This window comes from Bacteroidota bacterium (assembly GCA_037133915.1).
Taxonomy (GTDB): domain Bacteria; phylum Bacteroidota; class Bacteroidia; order Bacteroidales; family CAIWKO01; genus JBAXND01.
In genome coordinates, this window is sequence record JBAXND010000027.1 from 25,759 (window position 1) to 48,262 (window position 22,504).

A 22,504-nucleotide genomic window follows, 5' to 3' on the forward strand; every position below is an offset into this window, starting at 1 on the left:
TAATGTAAAATGGTTAGATTTGCCAATCTTGATATTACTTTTGATAAGGTATATTCAAAGAAATTAATCCTTTAGTAAAACATAAAACACAAATTATGAAAACAAGAATTACGTTTGCAGCCATTTTGTGCATGCTTTTCGCAATGGCTATGCCCGTGAAGGCGCAAGTATCTATTACCGGAAACGGTAGTTATTTGCAGACTTTCGACGGTCTTATTAATACGGGCTCAACGCCCTGGGTTGATAATTCTACACTTGCAAACTGGTGGGCATCCAGAGCTCTTGGAACAAATACATTAACTGCCGGTGGTGGCGGTCAAACCTCAGGCGGATTGTGGAGCTACGGCAAGAACGGCAGCACTGACCGTGCATTGGGTTCACTTGCATCGGGCAGCACCGGAAGTATTGCTTTTGGTGTACAGTTTCAGAATAATACCACTTCTACAATTACCAGCGTGCTGGTGGCATATACCGGTGAACAGTGGAGAAAAGGCGGAGGCACGACTCCTCAGGCTGACTCTGTATGGTATAAAGTTAGCCCCACGCTGATTACGAGTGTTTCTCCCGGCGTAAATGCGGGATGGACCAAAGTGGCAGCACTTGATTTTTACAGCATCGTAAATTCATCACCGGGTGGTGCGTTGTATGGTGATTCATCTGCATACCGCACTAAATTTACCGCAGTAGCTCTGCCGGGTCTTTCACTGCCCGCCGGTTCATTCCTGATGGTGAAATGGGACGACCCTGACAATACAGGTGCTGATGACGGACTTGCTATTGACAGCGTAAATGTTTCATGGACTGTTCCTCCTCCCGATGTTACACCTCCTACCGTAGTTGATGCATGGGCACTCAACCTGAATCAGGTGGTGGTCGCTTTCGATGAACCTCTTGATGCAGCTACGGCACAAAACGCTTCAAATTACACATGGTCTTTTGGTACACAAACCGGAACAGCCGTTCTCAGACCTACACTCGATACCGTTGACCTTACCCTGAGCACACCGCTTATAAGCGGCACGTTGGATACCTTGTTTGTTTGCTGTGTAAAAGATGTGGCATTGAATACAATGACAGGCGTTTCTAAATTTGAAATAGTTTCTACAGTTCTTGATAACACTCCTCCTGTAGCAACCGATGCATGGGCAAACGACCTCACTCACGTGACAGTTACCTTCAATGAGCCCTTATTCCCGATGGACGCCGTTGATCCTACAAATTATAACTGGTTTTTATCTACAACTACCGGTTCCGTTTCACTGCGCCCCACACACGATACCGTTGATCTGGTACTGAGTGTTGGACTTACAAGCGGCATAACCGACACCTTGTATGTTAGCGGCCTCAATGATACCGCCCTGAATACAATGTCTGTAGTGTATAAATTCCCCATATTAATCAGTATTCTTGATACGTTCCCACCGGCTGTTATTGATGCCTATGCAACATCAGTCAGCAATGTTGTGGTGGTGTTCAGCGAACCGATATTTACAATGGGACCGGTGAATGTATCTGACTATTCATGGCTCAATGCCGTTACCGGAAGTGTAAGCTACCGCCCGACCGGTGATACTGCCGACCTCGTTCTGAGCACACCGCTGCTTCTGGGTGTTACAGATACGCTTATTGTATGCTGCGTAACCGATACTGCCCTTAATCCTATCGTTACACCTTACCGTTTACCGGTTATTTTTGGTGCTATGCCTATCGATACACTGGTTTATTGGGTATTCCCCAACAGTCCTGATGATACTCTTTCAGATGGTGGTATTCCTGCCAATCTTGGACGCTCAATAAAACGCGAACCTTCTTTTACGGGCGCTATTACATACGTATCCGGAGCTTCAAGTCAGGCTGCCAGAACACTGGGCTGGGACGGTGGTGACGGCACAAAATACTGGGTCGTTAACTTTACAACACTTGGTTATGACAGCATTCAGTTCTCATCAAAACAACGCTCATCAGGTACCGGCCCCCGCGACTGGAAAGTTGAATACAGTACCGACAATCTGTGGTGGTTTGACGTGAACGGTGCGACCGTTTCTGCAAAAGATAACTGGAGTGCCGGTGTTCTTCATAATGTGTCCACAAACTGGGATCTGAATAACAAACCGAACGTATGGCTCAGGTGGATTATGACAAGCGACAGTGCTGTTAATCCCGGCGCCCTTGTTTCAACCGGTGGCAGTTCACGTATTGATGATATTCTTGTTCACGGTCGTTTGAATCCGCTGGTAAATATCAACGATGCAAAGAATACCAGCACATCGGTGAACATCTATCCTAACCCGAATAACGGTAACTTCAGGATTGACTTTTCGCAGGATGCACAGCGTAATGACATCATGATTCTTTCCGCTACCGGAAGTGTGGTTTATAGCGCAACAGCCACTTCGGCTGCTGTTGATATCGACCTGACTTCATTCGGCAAAGGACTTTATATTATTCGCATTTCAGATCTGGCAAGTAATAAAGTTACCTTGAAAAAGGTGGTGGTTGAATAATTTTTAATAACCTCTGAGATATGAAAACGAATCAACTGAAATGGTTTTTATTTGGACTGTTTTTCGTGCTTACGGCACGCACAGTACAGTCGCAAATACTGATATCCGGGGTTAACTTCAATCCCAGCGGAACGGATTCTATCTATGAATATGTACAGCTTATTGCTACCGAAACTATCGACTTTTCAGTCGATAGTTTCTCGGTAGTGGTTGCCAACAACGGCACAGTCGGAGCAAACGGCTGGGCTCAGGGCGGCAGTACTTCTTATAAATTTGACCTGACAAGCGGCGTGGTTCATACCGGCGATGTATTTTATGTCGGAGGTGACGGCATGCTGATAGATGGTCTTGGCTCGGCCGATTTGAGCAGTGAGTTGTGGGTTCGTACTATTAATGTTACCACTACCAACGGCGACGGATTTGGAACAAAATCAAGTTCGGGTGTTTTTGGTAATGCCGGTAACAATGCCGACGGCATCGCAGTGTTTCAGGGTACGGTACTTACTGCCGCTTCTGTTCCCGTTGATGCCATCTTTTACGGCAAAGGCATAGGAACCGCTTATGCACCACCCAACGGATATACAGTGCCTACAGGCGATTTCTATGACAATACGCAGGGAATGTTTGGCGCCGGAACAAATACCTATTTTGTGCCCTTTAACAATAATGGCCGCGACACACTGCTCCGCTTCACGGGTGTGTACAACACCATTACAAACACCTGGGCAAACCACAGGGTGCCGACTTATACTTCCCTGACACCGGCCACTACCATACCGGATATTGCCACACAGATTGTGCTTGTTGACAACAGTTTTGGCATTGCCGAAAACAAAGAGATGAAAACAGGCATCAGCCCGAATCCTTCGGATGGTGTGTTTTATGTTTCCAACCCCAATACGGCCTTGATGAATATTGCGGTTTATGACATCACAGGTAAGGAAGTAATTAAACTGAGTTCTGCCGACAAAAAGATACTGCTCCAAATGACCGGAATGGTAAACGGCGTTTACTTTGTGAAAATCACCGACAGCAAAAACGGCACTCAGAAAACACTGAAAGCCGTGTTGCGCTGATTCATCCGTAATGATAATAAAAAAGAGAGCCGTCCTGTAAAGGATGGCTCTCTTTTTTGTTTGCCCAAACCTAGACCTTGCTCCCTGAAATGTTGACTTGGTCTCCTTAAAATTTAACTGCTGTCACGACATGCAAACGCTCGCCAACAGAACTTCACCGACGAATTCAAACCATCGTTATGTATTGTTGATTATTCTTTAATCAGTTTTTGCTGAACAGTGGTCGTATTGTTCGTAAGTCTGATAATATATATACCTTTTGACAATGAACTTATGTCAATTTCATTGCTGCCTCCAATTAATTCACTTTGAATAACAACAGCTCCAACGATATTATAAATTTGCATTTTTACATTTTCTGTCACGGTGTAATTTATATTGATTCTGTCTGAGGCCGGATTTGGAAATATCTTAAACTCTTTTTGAAAATTATTATTCTCAATATTGCTGGCAAAATCACATATACAGCGTACTGAAAAGCCATAAGTCTTCACATAATAATTGCGGTTAAACGTAGCCTTATCCCATCCCAGATTTCTTCTCCAGATATTATTATCGTCAAAGGGTGTGGATGACCAAAGATCGGCATGAGTCCCAATATTGAGAAAGGAACCATCAGGATAACGAGTACCTGCAGGCATGGCGCTGAAACCACTGCTATTGGATGCACCTGCATTTGGACTGTTCCAATGCGAATATCCCGCTTCTTTTATGTCACCGCCAATATGAGTACCTACCCAACCCGAGGCATTCGTATCAACAGTATTGTCGAGAAATTTTGATAAAACATTCCATTCCGGTTCACTAGGTACATGCCAGTTAAGCGGACAGATTTTACGAGGGTCGTTAACAGCGTACCAGTTATATAATCCTCCATATACCGGAACACTGTTTAATGAATCGTTGTCGTAGAAACTTCTTGCTCCGGTTGTGAGATTTCCCCATGAAGAATTGTCTGTTACATTAGGAATCGCATTTCCATTCCGGTAATGTTTTACCTTAAGGTTTTCTTTCATCCAGACTTGTGTCCCGATAGAAACGGTATTATATACATTTCCGTCAATATCAGTAACTGTTTGAGCCGGACAATTAAATGCAAAAAGTACAAGTGCCGCGAGGAGTAATTTTTTTATTTTCATAATTAATCAATTTAAATTTTTATAAAATAATATAAGTTTGATATTCTCGATACAGTCATGTTAATATGCTTATCCCGGAACTCAAATATTTGTCCGGGCGAGATACCCTTTTTAGTCTCCCTTTCAACTTATAATCTCAATACAAATATATAAAAATATCATATAAGTGTGTAATACTTCTGTTTTTTTTATTTCTGAATGATAACTCAGGGCATAGCAACCCCAAGGTGTTTCTCTCACAATCTATAATTACTTATTGCTGTTCATTTTTCCTTGCTGTCACGCTATAGAATTGCGCGCCAATAGCTTCGTTTGTGCCAAGACAAAAGAATCGATAAAATGATGAGAAAAGACCGGACATACTGGCCTGCTGTCACGACTTACAAACGCGCGCCATGAGAGTAAAACCGGTCAACGCTATTCAGGGATGGTCAACTATTCACTCTTCACTCTTCACTATTCACTCTTCACTATTCCCTAACCCCTAATCACCGACCTTCACCCGTATCCCTTCAGAATGCGCGCTGAACTCAGGGGCGTACATACATTCGATACTGGTGACGCCGTTTGAGAAATCGCCCTTGTGTGTCACGAACATCGGGTATTCAAACACGTAGGTTCCTTTCGGCATGTATGAGATGAAGAAGTTCGTCGCGGCATCGCGGGTGCTTTCGTAATATCCTAATCCGCCCTGATATTTGTACTGCGAGATTACGTTCACAGGCTCAAAACCCGAAGCACGCATGTCTTTCAGATGTACGTATTCCATGGCGCGGTCCACACGCAGTTCAATACGTACCTTCAGCTTGTCGCCTATCTTCAGAACGGTGGCTTCCGTTATAGGCTCCAACACAGGACCGGTGGGGCTTTGCCTTACCACAAACAGTTTTTTCTCCAGCTTTAAAGGCGTTTGTGCCGGCGTTATTTTATCGAGCTGTTCAAAGTACTGCCAGTACATGGCGCCCCATGCAACGCCCTCATCATGCTTGGTAAGCGTAACATTCCCCATCCCGGGCTTGATGTCGGCACCCGACCAGGATGCTTTAAAATAACCGGTTCCTGCTTCTACTTTTACGTTGTCCATGGTGGTCGGATCAATCTTTTGTCCGCCAAGGCTTATATCTACCAATTCACTGCTTACAAGCAAGTCAGTGCCACGCAGTAAGAGCGCGTAACAGGCTTCGGCAGTGGCTTTGGTGGTTTTCCAGTCCTGTGTCTGTTTTTGCTTCAGCAACCATATTTTTAATTCTTCTACTGATTTGGTATCGTTGGCAACTTCATCAAAACACTCTATCAGCAAGGCCTGTGTTTCAATGGGTGCTTCGTACCAGTAATATCCTTGCTGCATATCGCGCCAGTACATGCCGAGTTCTTCCGAATGAAGCGCTGTTTCTTTCAATGATTTTATAATGTCTGCCGGTGTTGCTTTATCATCGAGACGATTCAGCGCGAGCGCAATCATGCCGTTCATATATTTTCCGGTGGATGGCCAGTATTTCTGAGCCTGTCCTTTAAAATAATTAAAGGCAGTTTGATTATCACCATCCAGTTCTATGGCATCCATAAAATAACTGCGCGCATACAGATATTGAATTTGCGTATTGTCCAGATGATTTTCATTCATTGTTTTCGGATAATTCTTTTTGATGTAGGCATAGTCTTCTGCAATACGGTCGTCGAGATACACTACTGCCTTTTTCAGCATGCTCCACACACGCTGGTCGTCGCGTATTGATTTTATGCCCAGATGGTCGAGATGACCGAGTCCGGTAACAATATACTGTGTGATGTATCGGTCGTCGGGACCGCCGTCGAACCATGGCCAGCCGCCGTTGCTTGCCTGTTTGCGGATGAGCTTTGTCATGGCACGGCCCAGTTCGTCACTCATACGATTCAGGTCGAACAGCAATGCCAGACGCTGCTTCCGTTCGCTTTCGTCTTTTGCCTGCAGCACCCAGGGTGTTTCTTCCAGCATCAGCGATTTCAGTTCCTGATTTTTTTCAAGATTCGAAAGCAATGCATCAGGCGTATAGTTCTTCCAGCTGTCGAACACCTGTTTTATTTTAGGACTTGAGTTAATCACGAAGGATGCAATGCTGTTGGCATAAAAACGGTTGAACACCTGCTCCGAACATTCGTAAGGATACTCCATCATATACGGAAGTGCCTGAATAGCGTACCATGCCGGATTTGATGTGAATTCCAGCGTAAGCTTGAAGTTTTTCAGCGTCGTTGATGTTCCCGAATTGGCAAGTTTTGTAAAGGTGAAATTTTTGGTCTGTTTGCCGTTGATGGGCAATGGCAGTGCTTCTGTAACGAGCATACGATTGGTTAGTACCGGCAAGGGCATTTCTTCACCGTCGCTGAAATTTCCTGCTTTCGCAATTACTTTATAGGTGATGGCGCCGATGCCTTCGGGAATGGAAATATCCCATTCGGCCAGGGTGCTTTGTCCTGCTTTCACGGAAAAAGGTTTTGTTGAAATTTTATTTCCCATAATCTCGTTCAGCGGCTTTAGTGTGGCGGCATCAAAAAACTCCAGTGTTACATTTCCTTCGAGGTCTTTGTCGGACACATCAGATATTTTGGCGCTGAAGGTCATCTTATCATTCTCGCGCAGGAAGCGGGGCGGATTGGGCACTACCATCAGGTCTTTCTGGGTAACCAGCTCTTTTGTAATCTGACCGTATTTTAAATCTTTCGTATGTGCCAGCCCCATCATCTTCCATTTGGTAAGCGCTTCGGGCACGGTGAATTTAATAATGATTTCACCATTTTCATTGGTTTGAAGTACGGGGAAGAAGAAGGCTGTTTCATTGAAATTGCTTCTCACCTGTATGCCACCGCCTTCCTGTTTTCCGGCTTCACCCTTGGTTTGTTCGTCTCCGGTAAGTTTGTCGGTGGGTAAAAATTCAGTCGTTGTTCCGGTCGCTATGGTCATGTCGCCACCGCCGTCTTTTTTCCCATTTTTAGTCTGTGCCTGATCGGCGGCAGGTGCCGGTGCTTTTTCTTCCATAAGACCCAGAGAAGCTCCCTTGCCTTCGCCACCTCCATATCCGTAACCACTGCCATCATAGTCATAATACCAGCCGTTGTAATCATTATTCCCGAAATAATAGCCGAACCAGTTCAGGTAATCATAGCTGTGTATGATGGGAACAATGGCATTTTCAGGTCGTTTTATGGTTAATGTACTGATGGCAGTCCCGAAGGCGTTGGTGGTATTCCAGTTTCGCTGGTTGTAGTAATAGTTCCACAAGTTGAAATACCAGTAGTTGGCGCGGAATGCATCCAGAGAGCCGTCGTAAAGCGTTGCAAGCATTTCGGCCGCCAGCTTTTCACCTTTTTTATCTTTGATTTTTATCTTCCATTCTTCCTGTTGTCCGGGCAAAAGTTTATCTCTGAACGATTCAAATTCTATATCCAGTTCGCGATTCGTGTAGGGCACATACACCACGTTATCGAACTGATAGCTACGATTTTCCTTTACAAAAGTAAGATGGTAGGCAATGTTTCCGCGGTATTCTTCTTTGATGGGAATTTCAATCAGTTTTTGCTCGTTGCTCAGTGTAATCCATTCTTTTGAAATGATTTTTTCACGCGATTCTATTTCATAAAGTACGCGTACGTTCTCGGCTTTTGTACCAATAAGGAAGGTTGCTTTTTCGCCGGGTTCGCAGGTGCTTTTCAGAAGGCAGTGCCATGCAAATTCATTGGCAGGAATTATTTTTTCATCCGGTGCGAACACTTTGAAATACGATTTGCTCTCCACCTTTTCATCGTATTTATCGGTGGCGCTAATCACCAGCAAATACTGTCCGGGTGCCCATTTTGTAAGGTCGTTCAGTTTCAGAACGGAGTCTTTTCCGGTGTCAAAATTTGCATCAAGTATGGGTGCACCTTTTTCCCAGAGCGAAATGTTGGTTTCGTCCTTATAAATGTCGAGCGGAAATTTGGAATAATATTCATCCTTCGACATCACATATTTATCGGGCTGACTCCAGAGGCGGCTGCGGTATAATTTTTCGGGTTGCTTAAGCGGAAATACCTGTATGTTCACGGTGGTGTGTTCCGTTGCACCGTCCAGATTGGTCGTGGAAATCGGAAATTCTTTTTTACCGCTTCTATCCAGTTCAGCCGACAAACCCACGCTTACCTGAAGTGCGGTGTATCCCACGGGGACCGCTTTTGTGGCTGTGTGTGTCTCACCGTTGATATCCGTAATATCTGCAGTTATCGTATAGTAAAATACAGGTTTGTCTTCTTTGGGAATGCTAAGATCGGGCAGTGCTGTAAATTCAATTTTAACGTTGCCGTTTTCATCCGTTACGGCTTCTCCGCTGGCTATTTCAACAGATGCATTCGACGGGTAGGGGCGATACCAGTACCAGTCCCAGTAAGGGAAGCGTGCTTCGCGCACAACGCGGTATTTCACCGATGCACCGTCAATGTTGTTGCCGGCATATGCTTTTGCTTTTGCCGTTGCCGTTATTTTTTCGCCCAGTTTATATGTGCCTTTCACGGGTTCAAACGATGCTTCGAACTTTGGCCTTTTATATTCTTCAACATTAAAATATACGTTGCCATTGCCGTCGGTAAGGTACATCTGTCCTGTGATTCCGTTGGCCGGCGCCGTAAAACTGCCGTTCACCGTTCCGAATTCATTGGTCACAAGTTTTAGCGAAGTCACCAGCTGATAATTTACGTCATACAGCTGCACATCGGTTGTGTAACCCTGTTTAATGTTGTATTTCCCGGCTTTCGTCTGAAGAACAATTCCTTTGAAATAGATAGTCTGCCCGGGCCGGTAGATAGCCCTGTCGGTAAAGAAGAAGGTTTTTACATACGAGATGGTATCAGGCGGATAATACGAGTACTGATAAAAATAATTGCTGGTAATCAGCCGGTCTTTTCCGCTCATAAAATCAGCATAAAAATATTTGTAGCTGTAGTTGTCGGATTTAAACGGCGGTACTTCAAAGTGGCCGTCATTGTCGCTTGTAAATGATTTCCAGTCGCGGTATTCGTACAGGCGCGAGGTATAGCTGTATTCCCTCACAAAGGTCTGTATTTTGGCATCGGCTATAGGTTTCCCTGTATTTCTTTCAAGCAGATTGAATTCCATAGCGCCATCACCTTTTTCGCGATTGGCGTAGCTGATATTGGTACACCATGTTGCAGAGTATGCTACAGGTTTGTTATCAAACGAAAATTCATTATTGTCTGAAACAAGAATAATATAGTATCCATACGGGAGTGCAGGCATTTCAATTTCGGTGGAATGTTTTTGGAAATCCCCGTCATCGGGCAGTTTCACGCTCCACTGTTTATTGAAATTCATGCGGGTGTATTGCTCGGTAAGCTTTTCGTTGTAATAATTATCCCTGAGTTTGCGGTCTTTTTTAGGATCCATTTCGATGATGCGGATAAATATTTCGGGAGCATTGGCATAGGTTACAAGCACTCTGTAAGGCTTATCGGGAAGATTTGCATATTCAGTAGTGATGCTCAATTGTTTCTCAAGTATGAGTGTTTTAAGGTATTCGCAATTGTGTGCGCCGTCTGTTCCCGGAAATTTTTTTATCGTGCTTTCGCAGATTTCATAGGCTTTTTTATTGTTCCATTTATGTTTATCGGAGTCCAGAGGCGTGTATAAATCGCCGTCGGAATGATATTCAAATGCTATGGCATAAGCTATGTCGGCAGTTGCAGGACTGTCCGGATAACGGTCGCGTAAAGCGATAAGCGATTTCAGATACAGACTGTCTTTAATCGGACTCACGGAATTTTGATGAATGAATTGAAGTCGCTTCATATCTGCGTCTATCAACGCATCCGGATTCTGGTCGGCGCTATGGAATGCCAGCAATTCCTGAAATAATGTTACGGCATAATACTTCAACGAGAATTCATCGGCCGTAGTGATATTCATTTTTGTAAAAGCATCAGCCGGACCGAAGTAATCATCGCTGTTGATAATAAACTTATTGGCCGGTGATGTAAGTCCCGATTCTGAATTCATAAAGAAATCAATGGCACGGTGCGCCAGGAAGTCGAACAGTGTCGGTCTGAATTTGGCCGGTGCATCGCCTTTCAGAACGATGGCGTCATAGAGCTCAATGCGGATTTTCTGCTGCTCAACTGTATTTTTAAGTGACTGCCGATAATGGTAAATCACTTTCTCAATCAGCTTTTTCGCATCCCAGGTTAATAGGTCGTCCTGCTTGAAATCCTTTGTTTCTGTACGGTTCAGAATAGTGTAGCGATTCGTCTGATAATAGCCCCAGTATACTTCGGCAAGCATGGAATGCAAAATGGAACTTACCGGCTCTTGTGCTTCGGTAATTTCTGTTTCAAGTGCCTGAATATTTTTGACTTCCGCGTCTTCTTCGTAATCGGCTCTGAGCTTAAGCTTATAAATAACCGCTTTTACGAATTGAGCTGTGATTCCTTTTGTTTTGGAATCGTTGTAAATATATTCAACCACTTCCAGTGCCGACTGTGGCAGACTCTTTTCAATCAGTGAATCCGCTTTTTTCCATTCTTTTTCATAATCTTTGGGCGGAAGCATGAAATTTCCCGAACGATTATTTGAGCCGAATGCCATGGCATTCATATTCACGATGAGAGCAAGAATGCCCGTCAGCAAAAGGATACGTTTTAGCATAACAATATTATTTTGATTGAAAGATACGATTTTTTAAAATCAGAAGGCATTAAGAGCTGATTTTTATACAAATTCCATAAGTCAATAAAAAATTTACTGAATACCGGAATTTATTTCAATACTGTTTACCGTGTAAACTCAGTAATATGTGCTGCATGTTGAGGGAAGGCAATAATGAGGCTTTCACGACTGGCGAGTTCAAAATCGCTGAAGTCAAATCCGGGAGCAACGGTGCATCCTAACAGTGTGAATGCGTTTTCATCCACAGGTTTTCCGGCGAACCAGCATCCGGCAGGTATTGTGTACTGAAGGCAGGCACCCTCGGCAATATTCTTCCCGATCAAAATTTTCAGGAGATTTCCTGTACTGTCAATTATATAAAGCCAAAGCGGACAGCCATCGTGATAGAACCAGATTTCATCCGACTGCAGGCGATGAAACGCTGAAAAATCGCCGCCTTCAAGCATGAAATAAATGGATGTTCCGAAATGTCTGTCGCCGCTGTAGCGTGACGGAAGATGTGCTTTTGAAATAATTTCCGGCGAACGATATACTTCTTTGAACCAGCCGCCTTCAGGATGACGCTGCAGACCGAGTTGCTCAATCCATTGCTGTGCGCTGTTCATAGATTAATCCTGTTTCTTTTTTTTCTTAACCCGTTTGTGTCTTTCGGGAAGGTATTTTTCATTCAGCAGATACATCAGCCGCACCGTAATTACGTTGTTATACTGCTTGCGCTCCCAACCGCCGTTGTTATTTGGGTCAAATGTTCGTGTTCGGATGCTTGCTAAGGAGTAGGAGTAGCGCACGTTGAATTTAAGATGTTTATATAAGCGAAAACGCAAATCGGCAATGATGTCAAATTCATTTTTAGTGTACGGAAAGCGGTACCAGTCCTGTTTTCCGCCCCATTCAATTTCTGTTGCTTTCACGAGTCGGCCATACGAAACACCGAGACCAAACGTCCAGGTGTCGCGGTCTTCATAATGAAACATGAAGGGTGCTTCGAGGTAGGTCAGATTGCATTTATACCAGGGCAGACTTCCTGAATCGGCTGATGCAAATGGATATTTGCGAAAGGCGCCTTTTTCATTGTACAGGGTTTCAATTTCAAATGAAAATCGTTTGCCAATGGGCAGTATTCCCGCAACGCCGGCATGTATGCCCAATTTATTGAAGTTGTATACCTGATCGCCTTCTATCTGGGTAAGGTTACCGCCAAAAATAAATGCGCCTTTTATTTCACGGTCAATTTTACGGTCGTCTTTTTTGTTTTCTTGTGCCATTAGCGAGCAAGACAACACGCAAAAACATAAAAGTGTAAAAATATTCCTCATTTTGCTTCTTTCATTGAGAGGTTAATTCTGCGTCGTGCAATATCCACTTCCATCACTTTTACTTTCACTTTTTGGTTCAGTTTTATTACTTCGTTCGGGTCTTTCACAAAGCGGTCGGCAAGCTGACTGATGTGAACAAGCCCGTCCTGATGTACTCCAATATCTACAAATGCCCCGAATGCCGTGATATTTGTAATAATACCGGGAAGTATCATTCCCTGCACCAGATCTTCTATTTTTGTTACGTTTTTATCAAATTCAAAGATATCAAATTTTTCTCTCGGGTCGCGTCCGGGTTTTGCCAGCTCATTGATGATATCCGTTAGTGTAGGTATTCCCGTCTTTTCTGTAACGAATTCCCGCAGGTTTAATTGTTCACGAAGCTCTTTTTTTTCAATCAGGTCGGCAATAGTGCAATTCAGTTTTTTGGTCATTTGCTTCACCACTTCGTAGCTTTCGGGATGCACCGCCGAGCGGTCGAGCAGGTTTTTGGCGTCGCGTATCCGCAAAAATCCGGCAGCCTGTTCAAATGCTTTATCGCCCAATCGTGGTACTTTTTTCAGTTCGGCCCTTGAGCCGAATGCCCCGTTTTTATTGCGGTATTCAATAATGTTTTTTGCCAGTGCCGGACCTATTCCCGAGACATGACTGAGTAATTCCTTACTGGATGTATTTACTTCAACACCCACCAGATTCACACTATTCACAACTACGTCGTCGAGGCTGTTCTGCAGCAGCGTCTGATTTACATCGTGCTGATATTGTCCCACACCAATAGATTTTGGGTCAATCTTCACCAGTTCTGCCAGTGGGTCCATCAGCCGGCGACCGATGGAAACGGCGCCACGCACGGTGATATCATAGTCTGGAAATTCTTCGCGTGCCACCGACGATGCGGAATACACCGATGCGCCGCTTTCATTCACCATCACCGCCATCACATCTTTATTGAAACGCATGCGACGGATAAAATCTTCGGTTTCCCTTCCTGCCGTTCCGTTTCCGATGGCAATCGCTTCTATCTTATACGCGTCAACCAGCGAGGTTATTTTGGCGGCGGCATGTTTTACATCGCCCGATGGCGGATGCGGAAAAATGGTTTCGTTGTGCAATAATTTTCCTTGTCTGTCGAGGCATACCACTTTGCAACCGGTACGAAACCCGGGGTCGATGGCAAGCATGATTTTTTGTCCTAAGGGCGGTGCAAGCAGCAATTGGCGCAGGTTTTCGGCAAATACGCGAATTGCTTCAGCATCCGCCTTTTCCTTTGATAGCTGCCGCATTTCTGTTTCCATAGACGGTTGCAGCAATCGTTTATACGAATCTTTAATAGCCGCCTTCACCTGCAATGCCGCTTCGTTGTTGGCTTTTACAACAACACGCTCAATTATTTGAATGGCTTTTTCCTCTTCAGGAGAAATGCCTATTCTCAGGAAACCCTCGTTCTCACCTCGAAACATGGCAAGTATCCGATGCGATGGCGCCCGTTGCAGCGGTTCGGCCAATTCAAAATACGATTCATATTTATTGCCTTCAAGCTCTTTGCCTTTTACAACTTTTGAAACAATCACGCTTTCGCGGACAAACAAATTCCGGACGCGTGCCCGCACATCCTGATGCTCGTTCACATATTCGGCTATGATGTCGCGTGCACCGGCAAGTGCTTCATTCACATCGTTTACGCCTTTTTCTTCATCAACAAAATCTGAAGCTTTTGCCTCTATTTCAAAATTATTCTGAGCCAGCAATAGATTGGCAAGCGGCTCCAGTCCTTTGGCACGCGCAATGGTAGCGCGCGTTTTCTTTTTTTGTTTGTAGGGAAGATAAATATCTTCAAGCTCGCTCATGGTGGCTGCACCCTTGATGATGACTTCCAGCTCAGGGGTCATTTTTTCCTGTTCACGAATGGAATCAAGAATTGCCTCACGGCGCTTTTCAAGTTCTCGCAGCTGATGCAACCTGTCGCGGATAGCCATAATTGCCACTTCGTCCATAGAGCCGGTAAGCTCTTTACGATAGCGCGCAATGAATGGAATGGTGGCTCCTCCTTCAAGCAGCGCAATTGTATTTTCAACACCTTCTTCGCCTAAGTTCAACTCACGCGATATCTTTGAACTGAATTCTGATTCCATAAAAATAGGCTGATTACTTACCGTTTCCGGAGTAAATATTTACTGGCACGAAAATACAAAAAGAATCGCAGTCGTGATTCTAATACGTGATGATAAGCTCTTTGCCTGTGGCGTTTTTGAGTTTTGTATGGTCTTTCAGGAAGTAATCTATCGTACCGTCGCTGTAGTCATAATCATCGGCACCAAACTGCATGTTTACCCTTAGCGGGAAGACGAATATCTCCGCAATATTGTTGGTGTTTACTTTATCCAGCATAATGTCAATTTTCTGAGTATTTCCGCGTGGTACCGTATCACCCTCTGCCGGGGCGTTTTTAAAAACTTTATTAAACATCACTTCTTTTTTACTCAGTAGATTTCCATTTTTGTCTGAAAAATACAGGCAGAACCAAAGGTGTGAAATATCAATATTCGATTTATTGGTAAGCAAGAATGACAGAGACGCGGAGGTGTTGACGTTGTGCATATCGGTAAGGCAGAAATCAAAAAACGTGAGGGTGTCCTGCTCGTAATCTATCATATCCTGAGCCTTGGCTATAGAATCATTATACGCAGCTTCAACGGCAGCCACTGAATCCTGATAAGCCAGTTCCTGTGCATTTGGCTCAACAGGAGTTTCTTTCTTCATGTCAACCAACCACTTGTTTCTTATTTTTACAAGGTCAATTTTCTCATCTTTACCATTGATGGTATATCTGCAGCTTGCCTCATCATTGTTTATCTCACAACTGTAAATATCAATGCGAAGATCCTCAACCTTTGCAGTGTCACCAATGCCCGCACCTGCAAACGACTGAAGCATTTCAAGCATTTGCCTGGTTTGTTCCGTGCCCAGTTTTTTAGCGTTGTTATAATCCTGATGGTTCAAATAAATAAGGTATTCTTTGGTTACTTTTTTAATCTGTGTTTCTTCACTTACCTTGCATGAAACAATGCTTAATGCGAAAAAAGCTAAAAATAAAATGCTGATTTTGGTTTTCATAATTGTGGTTTGATGGTGCTGAAAAACTGTGGTTAATTAAAGATTCTTCGGAATACGTTTTGTATCCTGTGATTTGGAAGCAAAGCTACTTATTTTTAAAAGGCTTTGTAAGATAATTCAAAAAGAAAAACCGCCCTTTTGAGGCGGTCTCTTGATTTTAGAACGGTTGTATTTAGTGTCCCCTGAAAAAATCATCCAGTTCGTCTATGCTGCTTCCGAACACAAATGCCTTGTTCACCAGAAAGAATTTTTCTTTGTCAACAGTATAGGCGTAGGCAAATTTTGCCAGATCCAGTCTGCTTGATTCAAAAGTCATCATTTCAAGTAAATCACACACCTGTGCTGATTTAACACCGTTGTTGCTTCCTGCAATGGCCTGTTTGGCAATAGTTAACTTGGTGTCGTCAAATGGTGTTTTGTTCACCATATATTTAAGGTCAGCGAAATCGGCCGGAGCAATTCCCATGAATTTGTCGTATCCGCCGCTGTATCCGCCTCCATAACCGTTTCCATAACCATTCCCATAATCATCGTCATCACCGTGTCCGTAACCGTGACCATCCCCGTGACCACCGTGACCACCATGTCCGCCATGTCCGCCGTTTCCGGGAAATGGGCTGATGATAATCGGCTTTTCACTCAGAACAACATAGTCTCCTGAAAAACTTATCATGCTGCTGATTACGGCACCTTCAGGAATAAAAATAGCAGAAGAAAAGAACAACTTGGGAAAACGGCTGTTACCTGTGCCCGGTTTGAATTTATAAATCTTTACAAAATGTGAACCGGCCATAATTCCCGGAATTGTATAATTGGCCGATGCTGTTGAAAATTCCTGTCCGTCGATGATGATGTTGAAGGCAGAATAATCGAACATGCGGATGTTTAGTTCAGAGGGCATTGCAACGGCTTTGGTGAGCGGGAGGCCGAGCAGCAGCACGATGGTAAAAATTTTTGTTTTCATGGCCTTGTTCCTCCATTTATTAGTTTGACATGACCGTTCATTTCAATTGGCGTGCCAAATTTTTTTTGGAAGGAAAATTTCTTCAGAAGGCTGCTCTAAATCTGCGCACTTCAAACAGGAAAAGCCTTGCCAATGGGAGCGAGAGACTGCTTTTATGATCCAGACGTTCGGGATGATATTGTACGGCCATCATGAAAGGCTTGCCCTGTGGCTCTTTCCACTCAATGGCTTCAATAAGGCTGTCGGCGCTGAAAGCGGCCGGGATAAAGCAATCTGCCAGTTTTTTAATTCCCTGATGATGATACGAGTTGACCGTTCCTTTCATCAATCCGGAATTTTTTTGCAACATACTGCCGGCGACAATAGTGATTGAATGTTCGCAGGTATCAGTTTCGCACTGATGTATTTTTTCTTTTGAAAATTCAGTAGGCAAATCGCGGTACAAGCTACCGCCATATGCGACATTTAATTCCTGTAATCCACGGCAAATGCCCAATACGGGCAATTTAAATTCTTTAGCTTTTTGTATCAGCATAAATTCAATAGTGTCGCGCTTCCCGTCAATCCTGCATTTCCGTGCAGGGTCGTCTTCATTATAATAGCGCGGATCAATGTCCGGACCACCCGAAAGCAGCAGCCCATCGCATTTATCAATAATCTTCACACAGGAATCATACGGTTTGTGATACAAATCAATGCAGATGATATCGCTGTCGGCTTCCTTCAGCCATGACGCATATTTTTCATAGTTGGCGGTTCCGCTGCAGCGCGAAATGGCAATGGTCATTTTTATACGATGTGGCTTTTCTTTGCCGCCGGGTGTTTGTGTATCGCAGTTTACGAATAAGAAAGCCCCGATAATAAGGAGAAATGGAAGTACAAACCGGAGATGTGAAGGTCTCATAATTTATAGTATAAACTTCGGGTTCACAAAAATACCCTAATTTTGCATAGCAACGATTTATGAAAAAAGAAGCTGAAATAACACAACCCGAGGACTGGTTTTCCGGTATTAAAAGGCCATTGATAATAAGTGGGCCCTGCAGTGCTGAATCTGAAGATCAGGTGATGAAAACGGCTGTCGGGCTTGCCGGAACCGGTCGCGTGCATATTTTTCGTGCCGGAATCTGGAAGCCGCGTACAACGCCCCGTGCATTTAAAGGTGTGGGCAGCATTGGACTCGATTGGTTGGTAAAGGTTAAACAGCAAACAGGTTTACACGTTGCCACCGAAGTTGCCACACCGCAGCATGTTGAAGAATGCTTAAAATGTGGAATTGACGTGCTTTGGATAGGGGCACGCACTGTTTCAAATCCCTTTTCTGTTCAGGAACTTGCGGAAGCGCTGAAAGGAACAGACATTCCTGTTCTGGTCAAAAATCCGGTCAACCCGGATCTTGGATTGTGGATTGGCGCGTTTGAACGGCTGACGCGTGCCTGTGTGACGAAGATTGCTGCCATACATCGCGGTTTTTATCCGTTCGAACGTTCTCCCTTGCGCAATATACCCAAATGGGAAGTGCCTGTTGAACTGAAGAGCCTGTGGCCCGATTTGCCTATAATATGCGACCCCAGCCACATTGCGGGTTCGCGCGAAGCAATTGCCGGCATCAGCCAGAAAGCGCTTGATTTGAACATGGACGGGCTGATGATAGAATCGCATATTCATCCTGAAGCGGCTTTGAGCGACGCACAGCAGCAGCTGAATCCTACGGAACTTGATTTTTTACTCAAAACACTGACCTTCCGAACGGTTGCCATTGACAATAAGGAATTTTTAAACAGTCTGGAGCAGCTCAGAAATCAGATTGACTCTATCGATTCGCAGATTATTGAATTATTAGGACAGCGTATGGAAATTGTGGACAGAATCGGTATGTTCAAGAAGGAAAACAATATCACGATTCTTCAAATTAAGCGCTGGAATGCAATTGTAGCGGCACTTACAGCACAGGCTGAACATAATAACCTGCCCATAGAATTTGTCAGGAATTTCCTGCAACTCATTCATCAGGAAAGCATCCGGCGGCAGACCGAAATATTTAAAAAATAAAAGGACGGTGATTGAAAATTACCGTCCTTTTTCTATTCAAATTACAACAATTACGATTTCATCATAGCTTCAACTTCAGCAACCGTTTTTGGAACGGGTTTGCCCAAGACGCGGCAACCATCGGCAGTAACAAGAATGTCGTCTTCAATGCGCACACCGCCGAATCCGAGATATTCTGACACCTTATCGTAATTGATAAAATTCATGAATTTTTTTTCTGCTTTCCATTGTTCAACCAGTGCCGGAATAAAGTAAATGCCCGGTTCTACCGTAAGAACAAATCCTTCCTGAAGCCTGCGTCCAAGGCGTAGATATGCGGTTCCGAACTGGTCGATGCGTTTAATTTCATCGTCGTAACCAACATTATTTTCACCCAGATCTTCCATATCGTGAACATCCAATCCCATCATATGACCCAGGCCGTGTGGGAAAAACATGGCGTGAGCACCCTGTTTCACGGCTTCTGCCGCATCGCCTTTCATCAGACCAAGTGCACCAAGACCTTCGGCAATAATGCGAGCTGCCAGCAGATGTATCTGCTGATAAGGAATACCAGGCTTAATCGCTTTAATGGCTTCTGTATTGGCTTTGAGAACTATTTCGTAAATTTCTTTTTGTTTTTGTGTGAAGGTGCCGCTTACCGGAAGCGTGCGCGTATAATCAGATGCGTATCCGTTCTCTGTTTCAGCACCGGCGTCCATCATCAGCAAGTCGCCGTCTTTCATTATGTTTCCGTGATAGTGATTGTGCAGCGTTTCTCCTCGAACGGAGCAAATAACAGGGAAAGATACGGTTCCGCCTCCACAGAGTGCGACACCTTCAACGGCTCCTGCCACCTCACGCTCATAAATGCCTGGTTTTGTAGCTTTCATAGCCGTAGTGTGCATGGTATATCCGGTCATACATGCTCTTTCAATTTCTTCAATCTCATATTTGTCTTTAATGGACCGAAGTGCTACAACTGCTTTTACAAGGTCAGTTGAGGATTCTTCTTTCAGATTGGATATTTTAATATCTAACAGCGATTTGAGAAGAAATTTATTTTCGGCACGATACGGCGGCAGAAAGTGTATTTTTTTCCCTTTAATGATGGCTTCAGCCAGATATGAATCGAGTTCGGCAAAAGGCGCAGTTTCTGTGATTCCGGCATGTGAAGCCATTTCTTTAACCGAAGGCTGAACGCCCATCCAGATAATGTCTTCGATGTCTACATCGTTACCGAAAATAATATCCTTGTTTGCATCGCAGTCAATAATGCCGGCAAAACCTGGATGGTTCAGTCCGAAAAAATACAGAAAATTGCTGTCCTGACGGAAACGGTATCCGTTTGCGGGATAATTCATCGGCGATTCATCGTTTCCGGGGATGAGTATGATTCCGCTTTTCATGAGCTTGCGAAGCTTTTCGCGACGCGATGTGTAGGTGGTTGCTGGGAACATATTTTTTAGTATTTAGTAATTAGTATCAAGTCGAAAGTCCGTAAAGTTTGAAAGTTGATTATTCAATTGAGATTTTCATTTTCAAATTTTCAAATTATTTTTTTCTTTTCATCAGCTGTTCAATTTCTTCTACTTCGGCGGGCAGATTGGGCATGAGGTCAACCGGTCCTTTTGAAGTTACAAGTATATCGCTTTCTATGCGAATGCCAATACCTTCTTCTTTTATATACAGGCCCGGTTCGCAGCTCAGCACCATACCGGGTTTGAGTTTCATTTGTTTGGTGCCTACATCATGAACATCCATTCCCATGAAGTGTGAATTGCCATGCATGTAATAGCTGAAATACAGCGGCGCTCCCGGATCCTGCTTCTTTACCTGAGCTGCCGTGAATAGTCCAAGACCAATCATCTCGGCTTCCATAAGGCGGCATACTTCGCGGTTGATTTCATCAATGGTTGTACCGGCTACGATGAGTTTTTTTGCTTTTTTAAACGTTCTTAAAACTGCGTTGTAACAATCTTTCTGGCGTTTTGTAAATTTACCGTTTACCGGAATGGTGCGCGAAAGGTCGGCTGCATAATTGCCGTATTCGGCACCAAAATCAAGCAGCATCAGATCGCCGTCTTTCAATTTTTTATCATTTTCAATATAATGCAGCACGCAAGCACCTGCACCGGATGCCACGATTGGGTAGTAGGCATGACCTGATGCGCCCTTTCTGATAAACTCATGCGTAATGGAGGCTTCCACTTCGTATTCCCACAATCCGGGTTTTACAAAATCAAGCAGCCGGCGAAAGGCTGACTCTGTGATTTCGCAGGCTTTTTCCATCATGTCAATTTCTTCCGGAGCCTTGCACATGCGCATTTCAGTAATCAGCGGTGCGAGACGCTCATATTTATGCAGCGGAAATTCATTACGCAGTTTTTGTGCAAAGCGCAGATCGCGTGATGGAACATCCGTTGAAAAGCGGAAATCTTCGTTCATGTTCAGATACACGCTGTCGCTCTTTACCATCAAGTCTTTCAGCGTGCTTTCAAAATCATCGAGCCACTTCACTGTTTTCACACCCGAAAGTTTTCTGACCTCATCATGCGTATATTTATGACCATACCAGGTAACCATGCTTTCGCTTGTCTGCACCGTAAAAACAATCTCGCGCATGCTTTCAATAGGGTGGTTCGGACACAGGCACAATATGCACTTTTCCTGATCGAGCCCGGTCATGTATTGCATATCGGAGTTTTGCCTGAATGGAAATGTCTGGTCGCCGTTGCGAGGCATCTCATCATTTGAATTTATGATTACCAATGAGTTCGGATTGAGCTTTGATAACAGGCGCTTCCTGTTGTTGATGTAAAATTCAGGACGGATGGGTGTGTATCTCATATTCATTGCTTTTAATCAGTTAATTTATCAATTTAATGAAATAAAATATGAATTGTTGATTTCAAATCATATTTTTGTTTCAGAAATCAAAGTCTGGTGACCTTCGAATTTGGCAATAATATTAGTAATTTTTTTTGATAAAACATCTTAAGCTATGGGTAATGTTGTAATGAGGTACTCTTCAATAACAAAAAAAATCGTGATGGGCCTTGCAGGTCTGTTTCTTGCATTATTCCTGCTTGTGCATCTAAGCATTAACCTTTTACTTCTGGCCGGCGACGATGGAGCGCTGTATACCGTTGCCGTCGGTTTTATGAGTTCAAATATCGCCATAAAAGTTTTTGAGGTGGTTTTGTTTGGCGGTTTTTTCGTACATATCCTGTTCGGACTGATTGTTACCTTTAAAAACTGGGCATCACGCCCGGTGCGGTATTATATGACCAATAAATCAGAAACTTCCCTGTTTTCAAAATATATGTTTCATACAGGGATTATTATTTTTGTGTTCCTGCTGTTGCATTTTATTAATTTCTTTTTTGTTAAGCTTGGTTGGGTAAATCCGCCTGCCGGAGTTGCCCCCCATGATTTTTATACCATGTCTGTTCTGCTGTTCCAGAATAAAATTTATTCCATTATTTACATCGCTTTTTTCATTTTTCTCGGTTTCCATCTGAACCATTCCATACAGTCTGCCTTTCAAACACTGGGGCTGAATCATAATAAATATAATACGGCTGTTAAAATTTTAAGCACTGTTTATTCACTTATAATCTGTATCGGATTTTCTATCATTCCGCTGTATTTTATATTTTTCTTTTAATT

General features: G+C 43.8%; 14 protein-coding genes. 4 read left to right on the forward strand and 10 right to left on the reverse strand.

Annotated features, from left to right (window positions below; all coding sequences use genetic code 11):
- Positions 1 to 95: 95 nt before the first annotated feature.
- The gene (locus WCM76_10260) at positions 96 to 2,504 is read left to right on the forward strand and encodes a T9SS type A sorting domain-containing protein (GenBank protein ID MEI6766015.1); all 2,409 of its coding nucleotides are present in this window, start codon (positions 96 to 98) and stop codon (positions 2,502 to 2,504) included.
- 20 nt (positions 2,505 to 2,524) lie between these two features.
- Positions 2,525 to 3,580: a T9SS type A sorting domain-containing protein gene (locus WCM76_10265; protein ID MEI6766016.1), complete on the forward strand. Its 1,056-nt coding sequence runs from the start codon at positions 2,525 to 2,527 to the stop codon at positions 3,578 to 3,580.
- 191 nt (positions 3,581 to 3,771) lie between these two features.
- On the opposite strand, the gene WCM76_10270 is transcribed toward WCM76_10265, so the two are convergent.
- The 8 genes from WCM76_10270 to WCM76_10305 all read right to left on the reverse strand — a co-directional run bounded on the left by WCM76_10270 (position 3,772) and on the right by WCM76_10305 (position 17,705).
- Positions 3,772 to 4,719, reverse strand: coding sequence for an FISUMP domain-containing protein (locus WCM76_10270; protein ID MEI6766017.1), 948 nt, complete (start codon positions 4,717 to 4,719; stop codon positions 3,772 to 3,774).
- 484 nt (positions 4,720 to 5,203) lie between these two features.
- Complete coding sequence (locus WCM76_10275) at positions 5,204 to 11,386, reverse strand: alpha-2-macroglobulin family protein (GenBank protein MEI6766018.1); 6,183 nt, start codon at positions 11,384 to 11,386, stop codon at positions 5,204 to 5,206.
- A gap of 125 nt (positions 11,387 to 11,511) precedes the next feature.
- Positions 11,512 to 12,012 (reverse strand): cupin domain-containing protein, encoded by a 501-nt coding sequence (locus WCM76_10280; GenBank protein ID MEI6766019.1) that lies wholly within the window; start codon positions 12,010 to 12,012, stop codon positions 11,512 to 11,514.
- 3 nt (positions 12,013 to 12,015) lie between these two features.
- Positions 12,016 to 12,672, reverse strand: coding sequence for a porin family protein (locus WCM76_10285; GenBank protein ID MEI6766020.1), 657 nt, complete (start codon positions 12,670 to 12,672; stop codon positions 12,016 to 12,018).
- 47 nt (positions 12,673 to 12,719) lie between these two features.
- Positions 12,720 to 14,855 carry a Tex family protein gene (locus WCM76_10290; protein MEI6766021.1) on the reverse strand — a complete coding sequence of 712 codons (2,136 nt, stop codon included), beginning with the start codon at positions 14,853 to 14,855 and terminating at the stop codon, positions 12,720 to 12,722.
- Between the two features lie 79 nt (positions 14,856 to 14,934).
- Positions 14,935 to 15,837, reverse strand: coding sequence for a hypothetical protein (locus WCM76_10295; protein MEI6766022.1), 903 nt, complete (start codon positions 15,835 to 15,837; stop codon positions 14,935 to 14,937).
- 172 nt (positions 15,838 to 16,009) lie between these two features.
- The gene (locus WCM76_10300; protein MEI6766023.1) at positions 16,010 to 16,801 is read right to left on the reverse strand and encodes a DUF4476 domain-containing protein; all 792 of its coding nucleotides are present in this window, start codon (positions 16,799 to 16,801) and stop codon (positions 16,010 to 16,012) included.
- Positions 16,802 to 16,883: 82 nt separating this feature from the next.
- The gene (locus tag WCM76_10305) at positions 16,884 to 17,705 is read right to left on the reverse strand and encodes a type 1 glutamine amidotransferase (GenBank protein MEI6766024.1); all 822 of its coding nucleotides are present in this window, start codon (positions 17,703 to 17,705) and stop codon (positions 16,884 to 16,886) included.
- Between the two features lie 59 nt (positions 17,706 to 17,764).
- Between WCM76_10305 and WCM76_10310 the strand changes: the two genes are divergently transcribed.
- Complete coding sequence (locus tag WCM76_10310; GenBank protein MEI6766025.1) at positions 17,765 to 18,853, forward strand: chorismate mutase; 1,089 nt, start codon at positions 17,765 to 17,767, stop codon at positions 18,851 to 18,853.
- Positions 18,854 to 18,903: 50 nt separating this feature from the next.
- Here the strand turns inward: WCM76_10310 and WCM76_10315 are convergent, their stop codons facing one another.
- Positions 18,904 to 20,292, reverse strand: a complete 1,389-nt coding sequence (locus WCM76_10315) for an aminopeptidase P family protein (protein ID MEI6766026.1) — start codon at positions 20,290 to 20,292, stop codon at positions 18,904 to 18,906.
- 94 nt (positions 20,293 to 20,386) lie between these two features.
- Positions 20,387 to 21,682 (reverse strand): aminopeptidase P N-terminal domain-containing protein, encoded by a 1,296-nt coding sequence (locus tag WCM76_10320; protein ID MEI6766027.1) that lies wholly within the window; start codon positions 21,680 to 21,682, stop codon positions 20,387 to 20,389.
- A 169-nt stretch (positions 21,683 to 21,851) separates the two neighbouring features.
- Here WCM76_10320 and WCM76_10325 point away from each other — a divergent pair, with 169 nt between their 5' ends.
- Positions 21,852 to 22,502, forward strand: coding sequence for a succinate dehydrogenase cytochrome b subunit (locus tag WCM76_10325; GenBank protein MEI6766028.1), 651 nt, complete (start codon positions 21,852 to 21,854; stop codon positions 22,500 to 22,502).
- Positions 22,503 to 22,504 lie beyond the last annotated feature (2 nt).

Coding starts and splice junctions, on each gene's coding strand:
- WCM76_10265 (MEI6766016.1), top strand. CDS start 2,525: ATGAAAACGAATCAACTGAAATGGTTTTTATTTGGACTGTTTTTCGTG.
- WCM76_10260 (MEI6766015.1), top strand. CDS start 96: ATGAAAACAAGAATTACGTTTGCAGCCATTTTGTGCATGCTTTTCGCA.
- WCM76_10280 (MEI6766019.1), bottom strand. CDS start 12,012: ATGAACAGCGCACAGCAATGGATTGAGCAACTCGGTCTGCAGCGTCAT.
- WCM76_10305 (MEI6766024.1), bottom strand. CDS start 17,705: ATGAGACCTTCACATCTCCGGTTTGTACTTCCATTTCTCCTTATTATC.
- WCM76_10285 (MEI6766020.1), bottom strand. CDS start 12,672: ATGGCACAAGAAAACAAAAAAGACGACCGTAAAATTGACCGTGAAATA.
- WCM76_10275 (MEI6766018.1), bottom strand. CDS start 11,386: ATGCTAAAACGTATCCTTTTGCTGACGGGCATTCTTGCTCTCATCGTG.
- WCM76_10270 (MEI6766017.1), bottom strand. CDS start 4,719: ATGAAAATAAAAAAATTACTCCTCGCGGCACTTGTACTTTTTGCATTT.
- WCM76_10315 (MEI6766026.1), bottom strand. CDS start 20,292: ATGTTCCCAGCAACCACCTACACATCGCGTCGCGAAAAGCTTCGCAAG.
- WCM76_10295 (MEI6766022.1), bottom strand. CDS start 15,837: ATGAAAACCAAAATCAGCATTTTATTTTTAGCTTTTTTCGCATTAAGC.
- WCM76_10290 (MEI6766021.1), bottom strand. CDS start 14,855: ATGGAATCAGAATTCAGTTCAAAGATATCGCGTGAGTTGAACTTAGGC.
- WCM76_10325 (MEI6766028.1), top strand. CDS start 21,852: ATGAGGTACTCTTCAATAACAAAAAAAATCGTGATGGGCCTTGCAGGT.
- WCM76_10310 (MEI6766025.1), top strand. CDS start 17,765: ATGAAAAAAGAAGCTGAAATAACACAACCCGAGGACTGGTTTTCCGGT.
- WCM76_10320 (MEI6766027.1), bottom strand. CDS start 21,682: ATGAGATACACACCCATCCGTCCTGAATTTTACATCAACAACAGGAAG.
- WCM76_10300 (MEI6766023.1), bottom strand. CDS start 16,801: ATGAAAACAAAAATTTTTACCATCGTGCTGCTGCTCGGCCTCCCGCTC.